Source organism: Streptomyces sp. KL109B, assembly GCF_030766935.1.
Taxonomy (GTDB): Bacteria; Actinomycetota; Actinomycetes; order Streptomycetales; family Streptomycetaceae; genus Streptomyces.
In genome coordinates, this window is record NZ_JASERL010000009.1 from 289,580 (window position 1) to 306,236 (window position 16,657).

Consider the following 16,657-nt stretch of genomic DNA (forward strand, 5'->3'; position numbering starts at 1 on the left):
GAAAGTTCACGCGGCTCCATCCGCCCGGGTGGGTCCGGCCCTTGTGGGGTGGCCGATCCCAATGGTAGACACTCTGTAAATTTTCCTTCGCTTTGCTCGGGGTTATACATGGTGTCGCATCAGTGCAATGACGCACTCGGCAGCCCGCCTGAGTGGTCGTTCCTCAACGGCCGCAGGATCGTGGACTGTTCGGAGCTGCTGCCGGGCCCGTACGCCAGCACCCTGCTGGCCGACCTCGGCGCGGACGTGATCAAGGTCGAGCGTCCGGCCGGCGATCCCACCCGCCGTAGTCCCACGAGATTCGGCGCGGTCAACCGCAACAAGCGCTCGGTCGTGCTCGACCTGAAGACGGGCGACGGGTGCGAGGCCTTCCTCGGGCTCGCCGCCACCGCCGACGCGGTCGTCGAGGGGTTCAGGCCCGGAGTCCTCGACCGGCTCGGGGTGGGCTGGAACGTGCTGCGCCGGGTCAATGAACGGCTCGTCCTGTGCTCGCTCAGCGGCTTCGGCCAGGACGGTCCGTACGCCGACAAGCCGGGTCACGACCTCAACTTCCTTGGCCTCTCGGGGTACTTCGCGGCGCCGGGGACCGTGGACGGCGGGGTGGTCAGGCCCGGCGTGCGGATCGCGGACATGCTCGGCGGCCTGTACGGCGCGCTGTCCCTCGCGGTGGCGCTGGCCAGTGTGGACCGCACCGGCCGCGGGCAGCACCTCGACCTGTCGCTCACCGAGGCCGCGGTCGCGGCCGCCGCGCCGTTCGTGCTGGGGCTGCCCGACGGCCGCCCCGCCACTGAGGCCGACCTCGTGATGGGCGACAACGACGTCTTCCGTACCGCCGACGGCAGGGAGCTCGTCTTCGCCTGCTTCGAGGACAAGTCCTGGCGCGCCTTCCGGGAGGACCTCGCCGCCGAGTTCCCCGAGTTCCCCGAACTCGCCACGGCGGCCTGGGACGAGCGGGCGGCGCGTACCAGCGCGAGGGCCGAGGTGAGCGGGGTCCTGCGACGGGTCTTCGCCGCCCGCCCGCGCGGCTGGTGGGACGAGCGGCTGACGGCCCTCGGGCTGCCCTGGACCCCGGTCGTCGCCGACCGGGACGAGCTGCTGAGCCATCCACTCCTCGTCGAGCGGGAGGTGTTCGGCGCGCTGCCGGACACACCCGGAACCGCGCTGCCCGACACACCAGCAACGCGGTACGCGCGCTTTCCCACGCGGTTCTCCGACGGCCTGGATACCGTTCGCCGTCCGCCACCCCAACTCGGCGAACACACCGCCGAGTTGCTGGGCCAGGACCAGGATCAGAACCGGAATTCCGCGGAGGTGACCGCATGACCGCGATGCAGGTGGCCTCGCTCGTGCTGCTGCTCCCCGCGTTCGGCGTCGCCATGTGGCGGGACATCAACGTGGGCCTCGTGACCATGCCGCTCGCCCTCGTGGTCGCGGCCGCCGCGGGCATCGCGCCCGAAGAGGTCGTCAAGCACTTCCCCGGCGGCATCGTCCTGCTCATCATCGGCGTGATGTACCTGTTCGCCCACGCCAGGGAGAGCGGCGCCATCGACCTGGTGGTGGGCTGGGCGGTCCGGCTCTGCGGGCGCAGGATCTGGCTGATGCCCTGGACCATGTTCCTGCTCTCCGCGGTCATCAGCGGGGTCGGAACGCTCCCCTCGGCCACCGTGGCGATCACCCTCCCACTCGCCCTGCGCATGGCCCGGACACACGGCATCCCCGTCACGCTGATGGCCGTGATCGCCCTGGCCGGGGGAGGGGCCGGCGGATTCTCGCCGGTCGCGCCCTGGACGAAGATCGTGGACGAGGCCGTCGCGGGGGCCGGCATCGCCTACTCCCCCTGGGCGCTGTTCGCGCTCGTGACGGGGCTGCAACTCGTCCTCGCCGTCGTCGCGTTCCTCGCGTTCGGCGGTCTGCGGCTGCTGCGCTCCGACAGCGAGCGGCGCGCGGCCGAGCGCGAGGTCGGCCAAGTGGTGCGTGGGGCCGCGCCCATGTCGACGTATCAGCTGTGCTCGCTGCTCGGCCTCGGCGTCTTTGTCGTGAGCGCCTTCGCCTTCGACGTGGACGTCGCCACGGTCGGCCTGGTGCTCGGGGCGCTGCTGCACGCCGTGTTCCGCCCGGACGGCAAGCGCGTGGTCAGCGGCCTGCCGTGGAACGTCATCCTGCTGACGACGGGTGTGCTGCTCTACGTGGGTGTGCTGGACGACCTCGGGACCCTGGACCGGATCGCGGCCGGCCTGGAACACGTGTCCTCGCAGGTGCTCGCCGTCCTCGCGGTGCTCTTCCTCGGGACGATCTTCGCCACCTTCGAGTCCTCGACCGTGGCGGTCCTGAGCATCACCGCGCCGGTGGCCGTGGCCGCCATCCCGGCAGGCGCGTCAGGGGCCGTCATGACGGGGATCGTCGCGGCGCTCTGTGTCTCGGTGAGCTCGGTGGCGGTCAGCCCGTTCCACCTCGGCGGGGCGCTCGCGGTCGCGAACTCCGAAGAGGCCGAGCAGAGCCGGGTGCTGCGCATGCTGCTGCTGTGGTCGCTCGGCGCGGCCCTCGTCGTACCCCTGGCGACCCTGCTCGTGCCGCTCGCCGCGGGGCTGTGAGCCGAGGCCCCGCCGGGCCGGGGGCAGCCGGGTCCGGAGACCGCCGGGTCCGGGTCCGGCTCCGGGTCACGACTCGGTCGGGCCGCGGACCTCCTCGGGGTCGCCGTCGAACCCGTTGGCCCAGTAACGGCCGCGCAGGGAGAGGTCGAGGAGCATTCCCGTGACCTCCTCCGGTGTCATGGCCGGCGGGTCCGTCTCCAGCCACCACTGAAGGACGCCGATCTGCTCGCCCACCCAGGCCCGGGCGAGTACCTCCGGGTCGATGCGCACGCTCACGCCGAAGTGGGCGGCTCGGTCGGTGAAGACCTCCGCGGCGGAGGCCACGCGGCTGTCGGTGAAGGTCCTGAGGGCGCGCCCGTTGCCCTCGCCCCGGACGATCATCCGGTAGGTGTCGCGCTCCTCCAGGGCGTGCCGGAAGAGTTCGAGGACCGGCTTACCAGTGAAGCCGCGGTGCGACTCCAGGGCCAACGGCCTTGTGCGGGTGTGCAGTTCGGTCTGCAGGTCGTCGACGATCTGGTCGAGCAGGGCCTGCTTGTCGCTGTGGTACTTGTAAAACGTCGCCCGGCTGATGTCCGCGTGCTCGGTGATGTCCTCGACCGTCACCTTGTCGTAGCCACGCTCCAGGACCAGCTGCACCAGCGCGTCCTTCAGCAGTCGCTTGGTCCGCCGCCGCCTGCGGTCTTCGGCCATGTCCTCGTCCCCCCTCGTACCGGTTCCGGAGCTGTACGGAGCTTACCCAGCCCTTCACACCGAGACTAATTGGTGACACTATGTATGAAATCAAACAGACTGTAAGTGACTTCTGCAAGTAGCTAGGGAGTGCTGGATGCTCAACCTGGGGCGCTTCATCACCCGCAGTGCGTCGTACTGGCCCGGCCGCGAGGCCCTGGTGTGCGAGGGGCGGCGCTGGACCTTCGCCCAACTCGAAGCCCGTAGCAATCAGTTGGCCTCCGCGCTGCTGGGGCTCGGGCTGCGGAGCGGCGACGCGGTCGGCACCTTCGCCGCCAACCGGGCCGAACTCGTGGAGGCGGAAATAGCCTTCTACAAGGCCGGGTTCCTGCGGGTCCCGATCAACGCCCGGCTCGGCGGCGGCGAAACCCGGCACATCCTCGTGGACGCCGATGTGCGGCTGCTGCTCACCGACGCCGCGCACGCCGAACAGGCCGCCGAGGCGATCCGCGCCTGTGGCCGCGACATTCCCCTGGTGGTCTTCGACGACGCCGCCCCGGTCGGCAGCGAGACCAACGCCGCCCCGGTCGGCCGCGAGACCTACGCCGACCTCCTGGTGAAGGGCTCCGAGGACCCGGTCGCCGTCGATGTGGACCCCGGCCACCCGTGCGTACTGCACTTCACGTCCGGCTCCACGGGCAAGCTGAAGGCGGCGGTGCAGACCACGGGCAACCGGCTGGCCAACATGCGCAAGCGCCTGATGTCTCCGGAGAACTCCACGGAGGACTCCGCGGAGACGCCGGGCCGTTATCTCGTCGCGGGCCCCATCACCCACGCCTCCGGCATGGGCGTGCTGGCCCAGCTCAGCCGGGGCAACGCGATCGTGGTTCTGCCCTCCTTCCATCCGGCGGGCTTCCTGGACACGGTCGCCAAGGAGCGCGTGACCTCGACGTTCCTCGTGCCGACCATGCTGAACATGGTGCTGGCGCACCCCGCGGCCCCGACCGTCGACCTGTCCTCGCTGACCTGTGTGCGGATCGGCGGCGCCCCCGTCTCCCCGCAACGGCTGCGGGACGCCGTCGAGTTGTTCGGCCCGATCGTGATGCAGGGGTACGGGCAGGCCGAGACCACCAGCGGGATCACCATCCTGACGCCGGGCGACGTTGTACGCGGGCTCGACGGGGACCCGGACATCCTGCTCTCGTGCGGGCGCGCCGTGTTCGACACGGAGATCCGCATCGTCGACGAGGAGATGAACCCCGTGCCGGCCGGCACCAAGGGCGAACTGATCGTCCGCGGGCCCGACTGTGTGACGTCCTACTGGAACGAACCCGAACTGTCGGCCGAGACCTTCAAGAACGGCTGGGTCCTGACCGGGGACATCGCCTATCTGCGCGAGGACGGCTATCTGTTCATCGTCGACCGCAAGAAGGACATGATCATCTCGGGTGGCTTCAACATCTACTGCAGCGAGGTCGAGGCCGCCCTGTACGAGCACCCCGCGGTCGGCGAGGCCTGTGTAGTCGGCGTCCCCGACGAGAAGTGGGGGGAGGCCGTGAAGGCCGTCGTCGTTCCGAAGGCGGACGCCGCGATCGACCCGGCCGCCCTGATCGACTTCTGCGCCGAGCGCCTCGACCGCTTCAAGAAGCCCAGGACCGTGGACGTCGTCGACGCCCTGCCCGTCAACCGCAACGGCAAGATCGACCGCAAGGCCGTCCGCGCCCCCTACTGGGCCGACAGCGCCCGCGCCGTGAACTGAGGACCCCGCCATGACCTTCGAACTCACGCCGTCGTACGACGACATGCCGTCGATCAGGACCGTCGTCGAGGACCTGCGCGGCTACCTCTCCGGCGAACTCGCCGACTACGAGCGCGCACACGACCTCGGCCCCGAATCGGTCTTCGACCGCTCGATGCTGCAACCCGTCTGGAAGCGCAGCCGCGAACTCGGCTTCTACGGCATCCACCTCCCGCCGGAACACGGCGGCCGCGGTCTGACCAACACCGAACTCGCCGTCCTCAAGGAGGAGGTGGGCGCGTCCGGGCGGGCGCTCTACCACAGCGTGCTCGGCGACATGGGCGGGCCGCTGCGCGCCGGAGCCGTCTTCCAGCACGCCACGGACGAGCAGGTACGGCGCTATCTGCGCCCGGTCGTCGAGGGCGACCGCGCCTGCTGCTTCTCGCTGACCGAGACCGACGCCGGTTCCGACGTGCGGGCGATGCGGACCACCGCCACGCCCGACGGCGACGGCTGGCGGCTGACCGGGCGCAAGGTCTTCAGCTCGGCCGGACCCTTCGCCGACTTCTCCCTCCTCGTGGCCCGCATGGCGGGCGAGGAGGAGTCCTACTCCGCGTTCCTCGTCGACCTCGACGCCCCGGGCTGCTCCGTGCTCCCCGGCGAAGTACCGCTGTCCGGCCAGCACATCGAGGCCGACATCGCCTTGGACGACTGCTACGTGGGCCCGGACCAACTGCTCGGGAGGGTGGGCGACGGCCTGCGCATCGGCCTCGGCCGCGTCACCACCAACCGGCTCCTGCACTGCCCGACCATCCTCGGCCACGCCCGCCGCATCCTCGAACTGACCGTGGACTACACCCGTACGAGAAGGGTCTCCGGCGGCGTCCTCGCGGACCTGCAGTCCATCCAGCACAAGCTCGCCGACATGGCCACGGCCTTCTACGCCGCGCGCAGCATGACGTACGACGCCCTGGCCGCCCTCGACCGCGGCGAGAGCCCCCGGGTCGAGGCATTCATGTGCAAGCTGTTCGTCGCGGAGAACGCCTTCCGCATCGCCGACGAGAGCATGCAGATCCACGGCAAGGCGGGCATGGTCCGCGGCTCGGAGATCGAGTGGATGTTCCGCCGCCTGCGCATGTTCCGGATCCTCACGGGATCCTCCGAGATCCAGAAGAACGGCATCGCCAAGGCGCTGCTGCGCTGACATGCGAGGGACGGGGCCGGTGGCCGCGGCGCCGGCAGGCACTCCTGCGTAACCCCAGGTCAATCTGGGGTTACCGGGGCCGACCGGGCGGATTCCCGGTCCCCGCCCCCGCTTCGTACCGCGCCTCGTCCCGTGGTTAGCCTGGCGTATCCGACCAACAATGTGCGGCGCCGGCTCGCCACGTCGGTGATGCCGTGCGCCCGTCGAGAGGAGACCCGTCGGTGAAGTTCGGGATCAATGTGCTCAATTACGGGCCGGGTACCACCCCCGCCTCCATGGAGGACTGGGTTCTCCGCGCCGAGGGCCTGGGGTTCCACCTGGCGATGATCTCGGACCATGTGACGCTCCCTCAGGAGGCCCTGCCGGTCTTCCCGCCGCCGTTCTACGACCCGTTCACCACCCTCGCCTACCTCGCAGGCCGCACCACGACCATCGAGCTGGGCACCACGGTCATCGTCCTGCCGTACCGGCACCCGCTGCAGACGGCCCGGGTCACGGCGAACATCGACCAGATGACCAACGGACGGTTCGTGTTCGGCGTGGGCGTCGGCTGGTCCGAGCAGGAATTCCAGGCGCTGGGCGTGGACTTCGCCGCCCGCGGCAAGATCAGCGACGAGTACCTGGAGTCCATCAAGGACCACTGGACCAAGCCGCTGATCTCGTTCCACGGCGAGCACCTGGACTACACCGACATCACCACGGGACCCGCCCCGGCCCGTGACCCGCACCCGCCGGTGTGGGTCGGCGGCCTCAACGGCCCCGCCATCCGGCGGGCCGCGCGGTTCGGCGACGCCTGGCACCCGTTCGGTCTCGGCCCGGCCGAGCTCCGGGAGCGGCTGCCCAAGCTCAAGGCCGCCGCCGAGGCGGCCGGGCGTCCCACGCCCGCCCTCGCGCCGCGCATCCCGCTGCACATCACCGAGCAGCCGGTTCCGGAGGAGGGACGGCTCACCGGGCACGGCACCGTCGCCCAGATCCGCCGCGACCTGGCGGAACTGGCCGAGCTGGAGCCCGACTGGATCATCCTCGACACCTTCCTCACCTTCTACCTCGGCGCCGTCTCCGCGGACGAGGTCCCCCGCCACGACCCGGCCCAGCTGGAGATCGCGGCGGCGGAGCTGATCGACCTCAAGGGCGAGACCCTGCGCTGACAAGCGGTCAGGCCCGGACGGGCGACGGCGTCCCTGGGGCCTGGTCCGAACGGCAGGCCCTCACGGCAGGTCCCAACGGCAGGTCCTAGCTCTGCAGATCCGCCCTGCGGTGGCGCTCGGTGAGCCGGGAGCCGGATTCGCGGCGGGCCGCGCGTCGTCGCCGTGCTCCGGATCCACGCCGAGCACACTCACGTCCCCGGCGGAGCGCCGCCGGAAGCCCTCCAGGATCTCGACGGTGGTCGTCTTCCCCGCGTCGTTGGGCCCGAGCAGCGCGCACACCTCGCCGCGGTGGACGTCCAGGTCGACACCGCGCAGCACGTCGACGTCGCCGTACGTCATGGTCAGACCGCGTGCACGGATGACGGGCCGCTCGGGCGCGTCGGGCGCGTCGGGCGCGTAGGGCACCGTCATGGCTTCGCCTCCGTGACGGCGGGGACGGCGGGGGCGGCGGGAGCGGCGGAGCCCGCGCTCTCGACGATCGCCCGCAGCGCCGCGACATGCCCTTCGAAGGCGGTACGCCCACGATCCGTGAGCCGCACCCTGGTGCGCCGCTTGCGGCCGCCGCCCTCCTTGCGCAGCTCCAGATACCCGGCCTCCTCAAGGGTGTGCAGCTGCTTGGACAGCGCCGAGTCACTGAGCGAGAGGCTGTCGCGGACGAAGGAGAACTCCGCCCACTCCGTCGCGGCGAGCAGTGACACCACCGACAGCCGGGTGGCGGGATGAATCAACTCGTCGAAGCCGTCGGGAACGCTCATCGGCCCGCCCCCGGCACCGCCGCACCCGTCGCTCGGGCCCGCGCCGACCTGGCCGTCCAACGCGTCATCGGCCCCACGAACAGCACGAACACCGCCGCCGACACCGTGGCCTGGATCAGGCTGCCGGGGAGCGGCGCCAGGGAGTCGACCAGCCGACCGGACAGCAGCACGGTCCCACCGGTCACCACCGCGCCCGCGACGAAACCGGCGAACATCCGCGGCGTGCAACGGGTGTGGTGCAGCATGACCCGGCTGCGCCGCTGACGGCGCACGAACAGCCGTCCCAGCAGCGCGAGATACGCCGCCATGACCAGACCCGCACCCCACCCGGGCAGTTCGAGGCCGAGCCCGGCGAGGAACAGCCACATGAGCACGGCCGTCCCCCACGGGCTGTCGCTGCCGACGGCCGCGGACCGCTCCACCTCGTCGTACACCCGCTCCTGCGGCACGCGGATGCGCTGCAGGTCCCGCCATGCCTGGTCGGCGTCCATCGGTGCGCTCACATTCCACTCCCTCCCGTACCCGCTCCACTTTCCTGGTGGGCAAGTGAAGGTCGGGCGGCGTGGTGCACCATGTGGAACATGACCGAGACCCTTCCGACGTACGACGATGTGGTGCGCGCGCACGAGCGCATCGCCGGGCACGCGCACCGCACCCCGGTCCTCACCTCCCGCCTCACGGACGCCGAACTCGGCGCCCACTTCTTCTTCAAGGCGGAGAACCTGCAACGCATGGGTGCCTTCAAGTTCCGCGGCGCGTTCAACGCCCTGTCCCGGTTCACCCCCGAGCAGCGCCGCGCCGGCGTCGTCGCCTACTCCTCCGGGAACCACGCCCAGGCCGTCGCCCTCGCCGCGAGCATCCTCGGCATCCCCGCCACCATCGTGATGCCGCACGACGCGCCGGCCGCCAAACTCGCCGCCACCAAGGGGTACGGGGCGTCCGTCGTCTCGTACGACCGCTACACCGAGGACCGCGAGGAGATCGGCCGGGCGCTGGCGGCGGAACACGGGCTCACCCTCGTACCGCCCTACGACCACCCCGATGTGATGGCGGGTCAGGGCACCGCGGCCAAGGAGCTCTTCGAGGACGTGGGCGAACTGGACGCGCTCTTCGTCCCGCTGGGCGGCGGCGGCCTGCTCTCCGGGACCCTCCTGTCCGCCCGTGCCCTCGCCCCCGACTGCACGGTCCATGGCGTGGAGCCCGAGGCGGGCAACGACGCCCAACTCTCCCTCCAGCGAGGCGAGATCGTGCACATCGACACCCCGCAGACCATCGCCGACGGCGCCCAGACACAGCACCTGGGCCGCCACACCTTCCCCGTCATCCGCGACCACGTCACGGACGTACTGACCGCCACCGACGCCCAACTGGTCGACTGCATGCGCCTGTTCGCCTCCCGCATGAAGACGGTCGTGGAACCCACGGGCTGCCTCGGCTTCGCCGCCGCCCGCGAACGCGCCGACGCGCTGCGCGGCAAGCGCGTCGGTGTCATCATCAGCGGCGGAAACGTGGACCTGGAGCGCTTCGCGGGCCTGCTGATGCCGTGACGTCAGCCCGCGCGGCAGATGTAGATGGGGCCGAGCCAGTGGGTGCAGGTGGGAGTGGGAGTGGGCGTGGGCGTGGGAGCGGGCGTGCTGGGGGCGGTGGGCTCGGTGGGCTCGGTCGGCTTGCTCGGTTCCGTTGGTTCCGTCGGTTCCGGAGTCGGTGTCGGTGTCTGCGTCTGCGTGGGTGCTGCGGGGGTGGGGGTCGGGGTAGGCGTGGTCGGTGTCGGTGTCGGTGTCGGTGTCGGTGTCGGGCTGGTGGGTCGATCGGCCGGGGTGTCGTCGGTCGAAGGTGTGTCGGCCGTGGGCTCCTCCAGTGTGGGCCGCTCGGCCGTGGGCGGAGCCGCGGGACCGGCCGGGGTGTCCGGGGCATCCGGAGGGCTCGGGCGTTCGGCGTTCGGGGGCGTGGGGGCGGCCGGTGTCTTCGGGTGCGTGGAATCGTCCGGTGTCGCCCCGGAGTTGCCGGGCGCGGGTGAGCGCTCCGAGCGGTCCTGCGGGGCAACCGGCGTAGGGGGAGCGGAGGTTGACTGGGGTGCGGGCGGGGTCGATGGAGGTGTCTCGCGCTCGGCGGGTGGCTCGCTCCGCACCGCTGCCGAACGCTGGGGCGGCACCGTATCGGTGTTCCCGGCGAGCATGAGCCCGGCCGCAGCGACGGCCCCCGCCACCGAGACCCCGAGCACCCCGGCCACCGCCCCCTGCGCCTTCGCCCCGCCGGTCAGCGTGTGCCGGATGCCGTGCAGCAGCCCGGAACCGGCCGCGTGCCCGCTCGCGGCGGCGCCGCCGGAGGCCCCCGCCCCGGCCGCGAGCGGCAGCAGGAACTTGCCCGCTCCGCCGAGCACGAAGATCAGGAGGGCCGGGCCGACCAGGGCCGGGAGTTGGTCGTTGGCGCGCAGCAGGACGGTGAGCCGGGCACGGCAGTCCTCGCAGTCGTCGACGTGTGCGAGGAGCTTCTCCGACTGGCGCGCGGAGGCGCTGCCGCGCACGTGCGCGGGCATCCGGTCCCAGTGGCTCTCGCAGGCCGGATCGTCCGGGGTTCCCGGGTGTGCCCGCAGGAACGCCTGCCGCATGCCCTCGCGCGCCCGGTGCAGCAGCACGGCCGTGGCTCCGCTGCCCGCGCCGATGCCCCGGCCCACCGCCTCCAGCGGCTGCCCCTCCGCCTCGGCCAGCCACAGCGCCTTCACCCACCGCTTGGGCAGCTGCCCGAGTACCTGGGTCAGCAGGTCCACCGCGGAGGCGCGGGTGGCCGGGTCCTGGTCGCCGTAGCCCCCGGAACCGTACGCGGCGGTGCTCGACACCTGCACCGGTTCGACGCCGGTGTGCGGGTCGATGGGTGTCTCGCGCGCCGCTCCGCGCCCGGCCGAGGCGGCCAGGTGGCGCACGGTCGTCGTCAGGTACGCGGCCACGTTGTCGACCGTGTGCCCGGCGGAGAGGCGGCGCCAGACCCGGAAGTGCGCCTCGGCGACGAGGTCGTCGGCGAGCCACGGGCTGCCGGTGAGCGAGCGCGCATACGCGACGAGGCGAGGCTGCTCCGCCTCGTAGACGCGTGCGTACGCGGCCGGGCTGAGGCCGCCTTCCGTGGCGGCAGGGGGTATCGGCGCGGCGGGGCCGTCGGTCATGGCAGGAGTCTTCCGTTCCGTCCGGCGTCGGCGGTGCTCTGGGGACGCTCTGCCCGACTGCGGATCGGGTGGCGAGTTTGAAACCGTAATTCACAAATGTCGGATTTTGGAGGGGTGGGTGGCACAGCTCACAACCACCTCTTCAAGAAATGCCGTAATCCCCGGCCCCGCTGCCGCGTCGAACGGACATCTGACACCCACGGCGCACAGCGCACAGCGCAGAACGCAGAGCGCAGTACACAGAAAGGGGCCCGTCATGCCGACCACGCTGCCCGTCACGCTCGAACAGCCCGCCCGCGCCCGCCTCGTCACCGCCGAGGGGGAGGGGTCCGAGCGTGGTCTCACCGTCACCCTCCGCTACGAAACCACCGATCCGCTCGCCCTCCGGCTGGTGTTCCCCGGCGAGGCCGCGCTCGACGGGGCGGAGGTGACCTGGGCCTTCGCCCGCGCCCTCCTCGACGACGGGCTGCGCGTGCCGACGGGGACCGGGGACGTCCATGTGTGGCCGTGCGGCCGGGCGCGCACCGTCGTCGAACTGCACGCGCCGCAGGGCATGGCCGTCGTCCAGTTCGACACCTCGGTGCTCCGCCGTTTCCTGCTGCGTACGTACGCGCTGGTGCCGGCCGGCGGCGAGGACGTGACCGCCGTCGTCGACCGCGCGCTCGCCGCGCTGCTCGGTCCCGGCGCGGAACGGTGACGCCCTACGCGGTCCGCAGAGTGGGCCAGGTCGTCTGCTCCTCCAGGGCGAACGAGACTTCCAGGAGGGTGCGTTCGTCGCCGTACGCCGCTGAGAGGTGTACGCCGATGGGGACACCCTCGCGTGCCATGCCCATGGGGAGCGAGATGCCGGGTGCGCCGGTGACGTTGTGCAGCGGGGTGAAGGAGACGTAGCGCTGGAGCCGGTCCATGAGGGTGTCGAAGGGGACGTTGGGGTCGAGGTGGCCGAGCGGCGGGGTGACGTGGGACAGGACGGGGGAGAGGATCAGTTCGTGTCGGTCGAAGGCGGCCGCGTACGTCCTGGCCGCGCGGCGAAGTCGCCTCAGGGCGCCGGGGAGGCGGGCCCAGCCGCCCTGGATGAACTGCCTGCGCAGCCCCAGGGTGAGGCCGTCGAGACGGGTGGCGTCGAAGGAGCGGTCGAAGGCGAACCTGCCGAGGCCGCCGGCCATTCCGGCGAGCATGCCCCAGTAGGTGATGAAGTCGTCCGCGAGGCTGTCGGCCGCCGGGATCGGGACGGGCTCGACGACGTGGCCCTGTGCCTCCAGGAGACGCGCGGTGTGTTCGACGGCGGCGCGGGTCTGCTCGTCGACGACCGCGCCGGTGACGGATTCCAGGACGAGTCCGACGCGCAGGCGCCGGCGGGCCGGACCCTGGACGAGGCCGATCGGCGCGAGCCGAGGATTGCGCCAGTGGTCCTCGACGGCGGCGACGTACGCGGCGGTGTCCCGGACCGTACGGGTCAGGACGCCCTCGGAGATGATGTTGAGCGGCATCGTCCGTGCCATCTCCCCGTCGAGGTGGCGCCCGCGGCTGGGCTTGAGTCCGATGAGGCCGGTGGCCGCGGCGGGGATGCGGATGGAGCCGCCGCCGTCGTTGGCGTGCGCGAGCGGCAGCGCACCGGCGGCGACCAGCGCCGCGGCGCCGCCGGATGAGGCGCCGGTCGAGCGTTCGGTGTTCCAGGGGTTGCGGGTGGGTGCCGCGACCCGGAACTCGGTGGAGGCGTTGAGCCCGAACTCGGGCATCCGGCTCTTGCCGAGCACGGTCGCCCCGGTGCTCAGGAGCTGCCTGGCGTAGCGGCCGTCCCTGCGGGCGGGACCGGCCCGGAAGGCGTCGGTCCCGTGGTTGGTGGGCAGTCCGGCGATGTCGGTGTTGTCCTTGACGAACATCGGCACCCCGTAGAGCGGAGCCTGTGGTGTGCGGGACCGCCGGGGCCTGTCGTAGGCCGCGAACGCGACGGCGTCCAGGGCCGGATCGACACGCTCGATCCGGGCCACCGCCGCCGACTCGACCTCCTTCACGCTGAGTTCACCGCTGCGGATGAGCGCCGCGAGAGCGACGGCGTCGTGGTCGGCGAGGGCGTCGCCGTCGGTGAAGGCACCAACACGTGTGGGGTGACTCATGCCGTCACTGTAGGCGGCCGAGCCGGGCAGAGCCGGGCCGGGGCGTCGTCGGCCCCGGCCCGGCTGGTGCGGCCCGGGTCAGGCCGTGGGGGTTCCCAGTTCGCCGCGTACGGTGCGGGCGGCGGCCACCAGGTTCTCCAGTGAGGCCCGGGTCTCGGGCCAGCCGCGGGTCTTCAGGCCGCAGTCCGGGTTGACCCACAGGCGTTCGGCCGGGATGGCCGCGAGCCCCGTGCGCAGCAGGGCGGCTGCCTCGTCCGCGCCGGGGATGCGGGGCGAGTGGATGTCGTAGACACCCGGACCGGCCTCGCGCGGGTAGCCGTGCTCCGCCAGTTCGTGGGCGACCTGCATGTGGGAGCGGGCGGCCTCCAGGCTGATGACATCGGCGTCGAGGTCGTCGATGGCCCGCACGATGTCACCGAACTCGGCGTAGCACATGTGCGTGTGGATCTGCGTCTCGGGCCGTACGCCCGCCGTCGTGACACGGAACGCCTCGGTGGCCCAGGCCAGGTACCCGGCGTGGTCGGCGGCGCGCAGCGGGAGGGTCTCGCGCAGCGCGGGCTCGTCGACCTGGATGACCGAAGTGCCGTTCGCCTCCAGGTCGTTGACCTCGTCGCGTAGGGCGAGGGCGACCTGGCGCGCGGTGTCGCCGAGCGGCTGGTCGTCGCGGACGAAGGACCAGGCGAGCATGGTGACGGGCCCGGTCAGCATGCCCTTGACCGGACGGTCGGACAGCGACTGGGCGTACGAAGTCCAGCGCACCGTCATCGGTTCGGGGCGGGAGATGTCACCGGCGAGGACCGGTGGGCGGACGTAGCGGGTGCCGTAGGACTGCACCCAGCCGTGCCGCAGGGCCAGGTAGCCGGTGAGCCGTTCGGCGAAGTACTGCACCATGTCGCCCCGTTCGGGCTCGCCGTGCACGAGGACGTCGATCCCCGCCTTCTCCTGGAAGGCGACGACGTCGCGGATCTCGTTCCTGATCCGCTCCTCGTAGCCGGATGTGTCGATCCGGCCCGCCCTCAAGTCGGCGCGTGCGGTGCGCAGTTCGGTCGTCTGCGGGAACGAGCCGATCGTGGTGGTCGGCAGCGGCGGCAGGTTCAGGTGGGCGCGCTGCGCGGCGGACCGTTCCGGGTAGGCCTGGGCGCGGCGGGTGTCGGCCTCGGTCACGGCGGCGGCGCGGGCACGTACCGCAGGGTCACGGGTGAGGGACGAGGTGGCGCGGGAGGACAGGGCGGCCCGGTTCACGGCGAGTTCGGCGGTGATGGTGTCCGTGCCCCGGGTCAGGCCGGTGGCGAGCGTGGCGATCTCGGCGGTCTTCTGGCGGGCGAAGGCGAGCCAGCGCAGGACCTGCGGGTCGATGTCGCGCTCCAGCTCCGCGTCCAGCGGAATGTGCAGCAGGGAGCAGGACGCCGACACGTCCACGGGCTCCGCGAGACCGAGCAGCGTACCGAGCGTGGTCAGCGACTTCGCCAGGTCGTCGACCCATACGTTGCGGCCGTTGACGACGCCCGCGACGAGCCGCTTCCCGGGCAGGCCGCCCACGGCGGCGAGGTCGTCCAGGTTGGCGGCCGCCGCGCCGGTGAAGTCGAGCGCGAGGCCGTCGACCGGGGCCTTCGCGAGCACCGGCAGCGCGTCGCCGAGCCGGTCGAAGTAGGAGGCCACCAGGAGCTTGGGCCGGTCGGTGAGGGAGCCGAGGTCGCGGTAGGCGCGCTCGGCGGCGTTCAGTTCGGCCGGGGTGCGGTCCTGGACCAGCGCCGGCTCGTCGAGCTGCACCCACCGCGCACCGGCCGCGCGCAGGTCGGCGAGCACCTCGGCGTACACGGGCAGCAGCCGGTCGAGCAGCGTCAGCGGCTCGAAGTCGGCGGCGACGCCGGGCGCGGGCTTGGCCAGGAGCAGGTACGTGACCGGGCCTACGAGGACCGGTCGGGCGGCGGTCAGCCCCAGGAACAGGGCCTCCTTGAACTCCGCGACCTGCTTGGCGGAGTCGGCGGTGAACACCGTGTCCGGGCCCAACTCCGGTACCAAATAGTGGTAGTTGGTGTCGAACCACTTGGTCATCTCCAGCGGCGCGACGTCCTGCGTGCCGCGGGCCATGGCGAAGTAGCCGTCCAGGGCGTCGGCGTCCACGGCGGCGCGGTGGCGGCCGGGGATCGCGCCGACCATGACGGTGGTGTCGAGGACGTGGTCGTAATACGAGAAGTCGCCGGTGGGCACCTCGCCGATGCCCGCGTCGGCGAGCTCCCGCCAGTTGGTCCTGCGCAGTTCGGCGGCCGTGGCCCGGAGGGCGTCGGCGTCGACGCGGCCCTTCCAGTAGCCTTCGATCGCCTTCTTGAGCTCGCGGTTCTGACCCTGGCGCGGGTAGCCGTACACGGTGGCCCGTGCTGCCGCGGCTGTGGTTGTGGTGGTCACGAATTCCCCTTCGAGAGACGTATCCCTGGAATCCCGGGGACCCGTACGCACGGAAGGAGTGACACAACCGGCGGCCCGAACTCGCGCGCGCTGCGCGGCCGTCCGCCCGATATGTACGCCGACCCGCCCACGAGGTCACCGGAACGTCCGCACGCGCGGTGCGCGCACGGGCAGTGGCAGGTCTTCGGACTCGCGAGCACGTCCACCCGTCTCGGATGTATCGGATGGACACCTACTGGCCGTCGCTTCCCAAGTCCCGTTTCCTCGGGGCCCAGTGCGTATGACGGCGGTCGTTCCCGCTCACCGCTGCGGGGCAGTCCCGGATTCCCACCGGGTTCCCTCTTACGACGCATCCCGCCTGGCGGACGGGGCGAACCAGCTGCGTCCCCCACTCTACGATGCCGTGGCCGCGCCCCGCCGGGAGGTGCGGGAGAACGGCAGCGGGCGGGCCTGCACAATGCAGGGATGGATCACGCAGTCATGAAGGTCGTCGCGGCGGCCGTGGTCGAGGACGGCAAGCTGCTCGTCGTCAGCAAGCGGGCCGCACCGGACGTCTTCTACCTTCCGGGCGGCAAGCCCGAGCCCGGCGAGCGCCCCGAAGAGACCCTGGAACGGGAGTTGCGGGAAGAGTTGGGTGTCGTACCCGACGCGCTCGAACACCTCGCTGTGGTGGAGGAGACGGCGGCGCTGGAGCGGGTCCCCATGCACCTGACCGTCTTCTCCGCGACGCTGATCGGGGAGCCGGTGCCCGCGGCCGAGCTGTCCGCCCTGCGGTGGACCGACGGGCGCGACCCGGACCTGCGGCTCGCCCCGGCTGTCGAGCACCACCTGCTGCCGCTGCTGCGCGGCGCGGGGGCGCTCTAGACGGCCGG

General features: G+C 71.7%; 14 protein-coding genes, 1 pseudogene and 1 riboswitch. Of the genes and pseudogenes, 8 read left to right on the plus strand and 7 right to left on the minus strand.

Annotated elements, in window-relative coordinates:
* Positions 1 to 108: 108 nt before the first annotated feature.
* Positions 109 to 1,323, plus strand: a complete 1,215-nt coding sequence (locus tag RBJ65_RS28830; RefSeq protein ID WP_306317033.1) for a CaiB/BaiF CoA-transferase family protein — start codon at positions 109 to 111, stop codon at positions 1,321 to 1,323.
* Positions 1,320 to 2,591: an SLC13 family permease gene (locus tag RBJ65_RS28835; protein ID WP_306317032.1), complete on the plus strand. Its 1,272-nt coding sequence runs from the start codon at positions 1,320 to 1,322 to the stop codon at positions 2,589 to 2,591. Before RBJ65_RS28830 ends, RBJ65_RS28835 begins: the two co-directional genes overlap by 4 nt.
* Positions 2,592 to 2,657: 66 nt before the next feature.
* Here RBJ65_RS28835 and RBJ65_RS28840 read toward each other — a convergent pair whose 3' ends face one another.
* Positions 2,658 to 3,281, minus strand: a complete 624-nt coding sequence (locus tag RBJ65_RS28840) for a TetR/AcrR family transcriptional regulator (protein ID WP_306317031.1) — start codon at positions 3,279 to 3,281, stop codon at positions 2,658 to 2,660.
* 136 nt (positions 3,282 to 3,417) lie between these two features.
* Here RBJ65_RS28840 and RBJ65_RS28845 point away from each other — a divergent pair, with 136 nt between their 5' ends.
* The 3 genes from RBJ65_RS28845 to RBJ65_RS28855 all read left to right on the plus strand — a co-directional run bounded on the left by RBJ65_RS28845 (position 3,418) and on the right by RBJ65_RS28855 (position 7,350).
* Complete coding sequence (locus RBJ65_RS28845; protein ID WP_306317030.1) at positions 3,418 to 5,019, plus strand: AMP-binding protein; 1,602 nt, start codon at positions 3,418 to 3,420, stop codon at positions 5,017 to 5,019.
* A gap of 10 nt (positions 5,020 to 5,029) precedes the next feature.
* The gene (locus RBJ65_RS28850; protein WP_306317029.1) at positions 5,030 to 6,202 is read left to right on the plus strand and encodes an acyl-CoA dehydrogenase family protein; all 1,173 of its coding nucleotides are present in this window, start codon (positions 5,030 to 5,032) and stop codon (positions 6,200 to 6,202) included.
* A gap of 221 nt (positions 6,203 to 6,423) precedes the next feature.
* Positions 6,424 to 7,350: a TIGR03619 family F420-dependent LLM class oxidoreductase gene (locus tag RBJ65_RS28855; protein WP_306317028.1), complete on the plus strand. Its 927-nt coding sequence runs from the start codon at positions 6,424 to 6,426 to the stop codon at positions 7,348 to 7,350.
* A 150-nt stretch (positions 7,351 to 7,500) separates the two neighbouring features.
* Here the strand turns inward: RBJ65_RS28855 and RBJ65_RS28860 are convergent.
* From RBJ65_RS28860 to RBJ65_RS28870, 3 genes and pseudogenes are all read right to left on the minus strand, one after another.
* Positions 7,501 to 7,689 (minus strand): annotated as a pseudogene (locus tag RBJ65_RS28860) (ATP-binding cassette domain-containing protein); the annotation flags it as partial.
* A 68-nt stretch (positions 7,690 to 7,757) separates the two neighbouring features.
* Positions 7,758 to 8,105, minus strand: a complete 348-nt coding sequence (locus RBJ65_RS28865) for a transcriptional regulator (protein ID WP_306317027.1) — start codon at positions 8,103 to 8,105, stop codon at positions 7,758 to 7,760.
* On the minus strand, positions 8,102 to 8,596 hold the full coding sequence (locus RBJ65_RS28870) for a hypothetical protein (RefSeq protein WP_306317160.1): 495 nt from the start codon (positions 8,594 to 8,596) through the stop codon (positions 8,102 to 8,104). Before RBJ65_RS28870 ends, RBJ65_RS28865 begins: the two co-directional genes overlap by 4 nt.
* A 90-nt stretch (positions 8,597 to 8,686) precedes the next feature.
* On the opposite strand from RBJ65_RS28870, the gene RBJ65_RS28875 reads away from it, so the two are divergent.
* Positions 8,687 to 9,652, plus strand: coding sequence for a threo-3-hydroxy-L-aspartate ammonia-lyase (locus RBJ65_RS28875; protein ID WP_306317026.1), 966 nt, complete (start codon positions 8,687 to 8,689; stop codon positions 9,650 to 9,652).
* 2 nt (positions 9,653 to 9,654) lie between these two features.
* On the opposite strand, the gene RBJ65_RS28880 is transcribed toward RBJ65_RS28875, so the two are convergent.
* Positions 9,655 to 11,262 carry a sigma factor gene (locus tag RBJ65_RS28880; RefSeq protein WP_306317025.1) on the minus strand — a complete coding sequence of 536 codons (1,608 nt, stop codon included), beginning with the start codon at positions 11,260 to 11,262 and terminating at the stop codon, positions 9,655 to 9,657.
* Positions 11,263 to 11,518: 256 nt separating this feature from the next.
* Here RBJ65_RS28880 and RBJ65_RS28885 point away from each other — a divergent pair, with 256 nt between their 5' ends.
* A complete protein-coding gene (locus RBJ65_RS28885; protein ID WP_306317024.1) occupies positions 11,519 to 11,959 on the plus strand; it encodes an SsgA family sporulation/cell division regulator in 441 nt (146 codons plus the stop codon).
* 4 nt (positions 11,960 to 11,963) lie between these two features.
* On the opposite strand, the gene RBJ65_RS28890 is transcribed toward RBJ65_RS28885, so the two are convergent.
* Both RBJ65_RS28890 and metE read right to left on the minus strand, forming a co-directional pair.
* Positions 11,964 to 13,379 carry an amidase gene (locus RBJ65_RS28890; RefSeq protein ID WP_306317023.1) on the minus strand — a complete coding sequence of 472 codons (1,416 nt, stop codon included), beginning with the start codon at positions 13,377 to 13,379 and terminating at the stop codon, positions 11,964 to 11,966.
* A 78-nt stretch (positions 13,380 to 13,457) separates the two neighbouring features.
* Positions 13,458 to 15,785: a 5-methyltetrahydropteroyltriglutamate--homocysteine S-methyltransferase gene (gene metE, locus RBJ65_RS28895; protein WP_306317022.1), complete on the minus strand. Its 2,328-nt coding sequence runs from the start codon at positions 15,783 to 15,785 to the stop codon at positions 13,458 to 13,460.
* A 157-nt stretch (positions 15,786 to 15,942) separates the two neighbouring features.
* Positions 15,943 to 16,180: riboswitch (cobalamin riboswitch) on the minus strand.
* A 70-nt stretch (positions 16,181 to 16,250) separates the two neighbouring features.
* On the opposite strand from metE, the gene RBJ65_RS28900 reads away from it, so the two are divergent.
* Complete coding sequence (locus RBJ65_RS28900; protein WP_306317021.1) at positions 16,251 to 16,649, plus strand: NUDIX domain-containing protein; 399 nt, start codon at positions 16,251 to 16,253, stop codon at positions 16,647 to 16,649.
* Positions 16,650 to 16,657 lie beyond the last annotated feature (8 nt).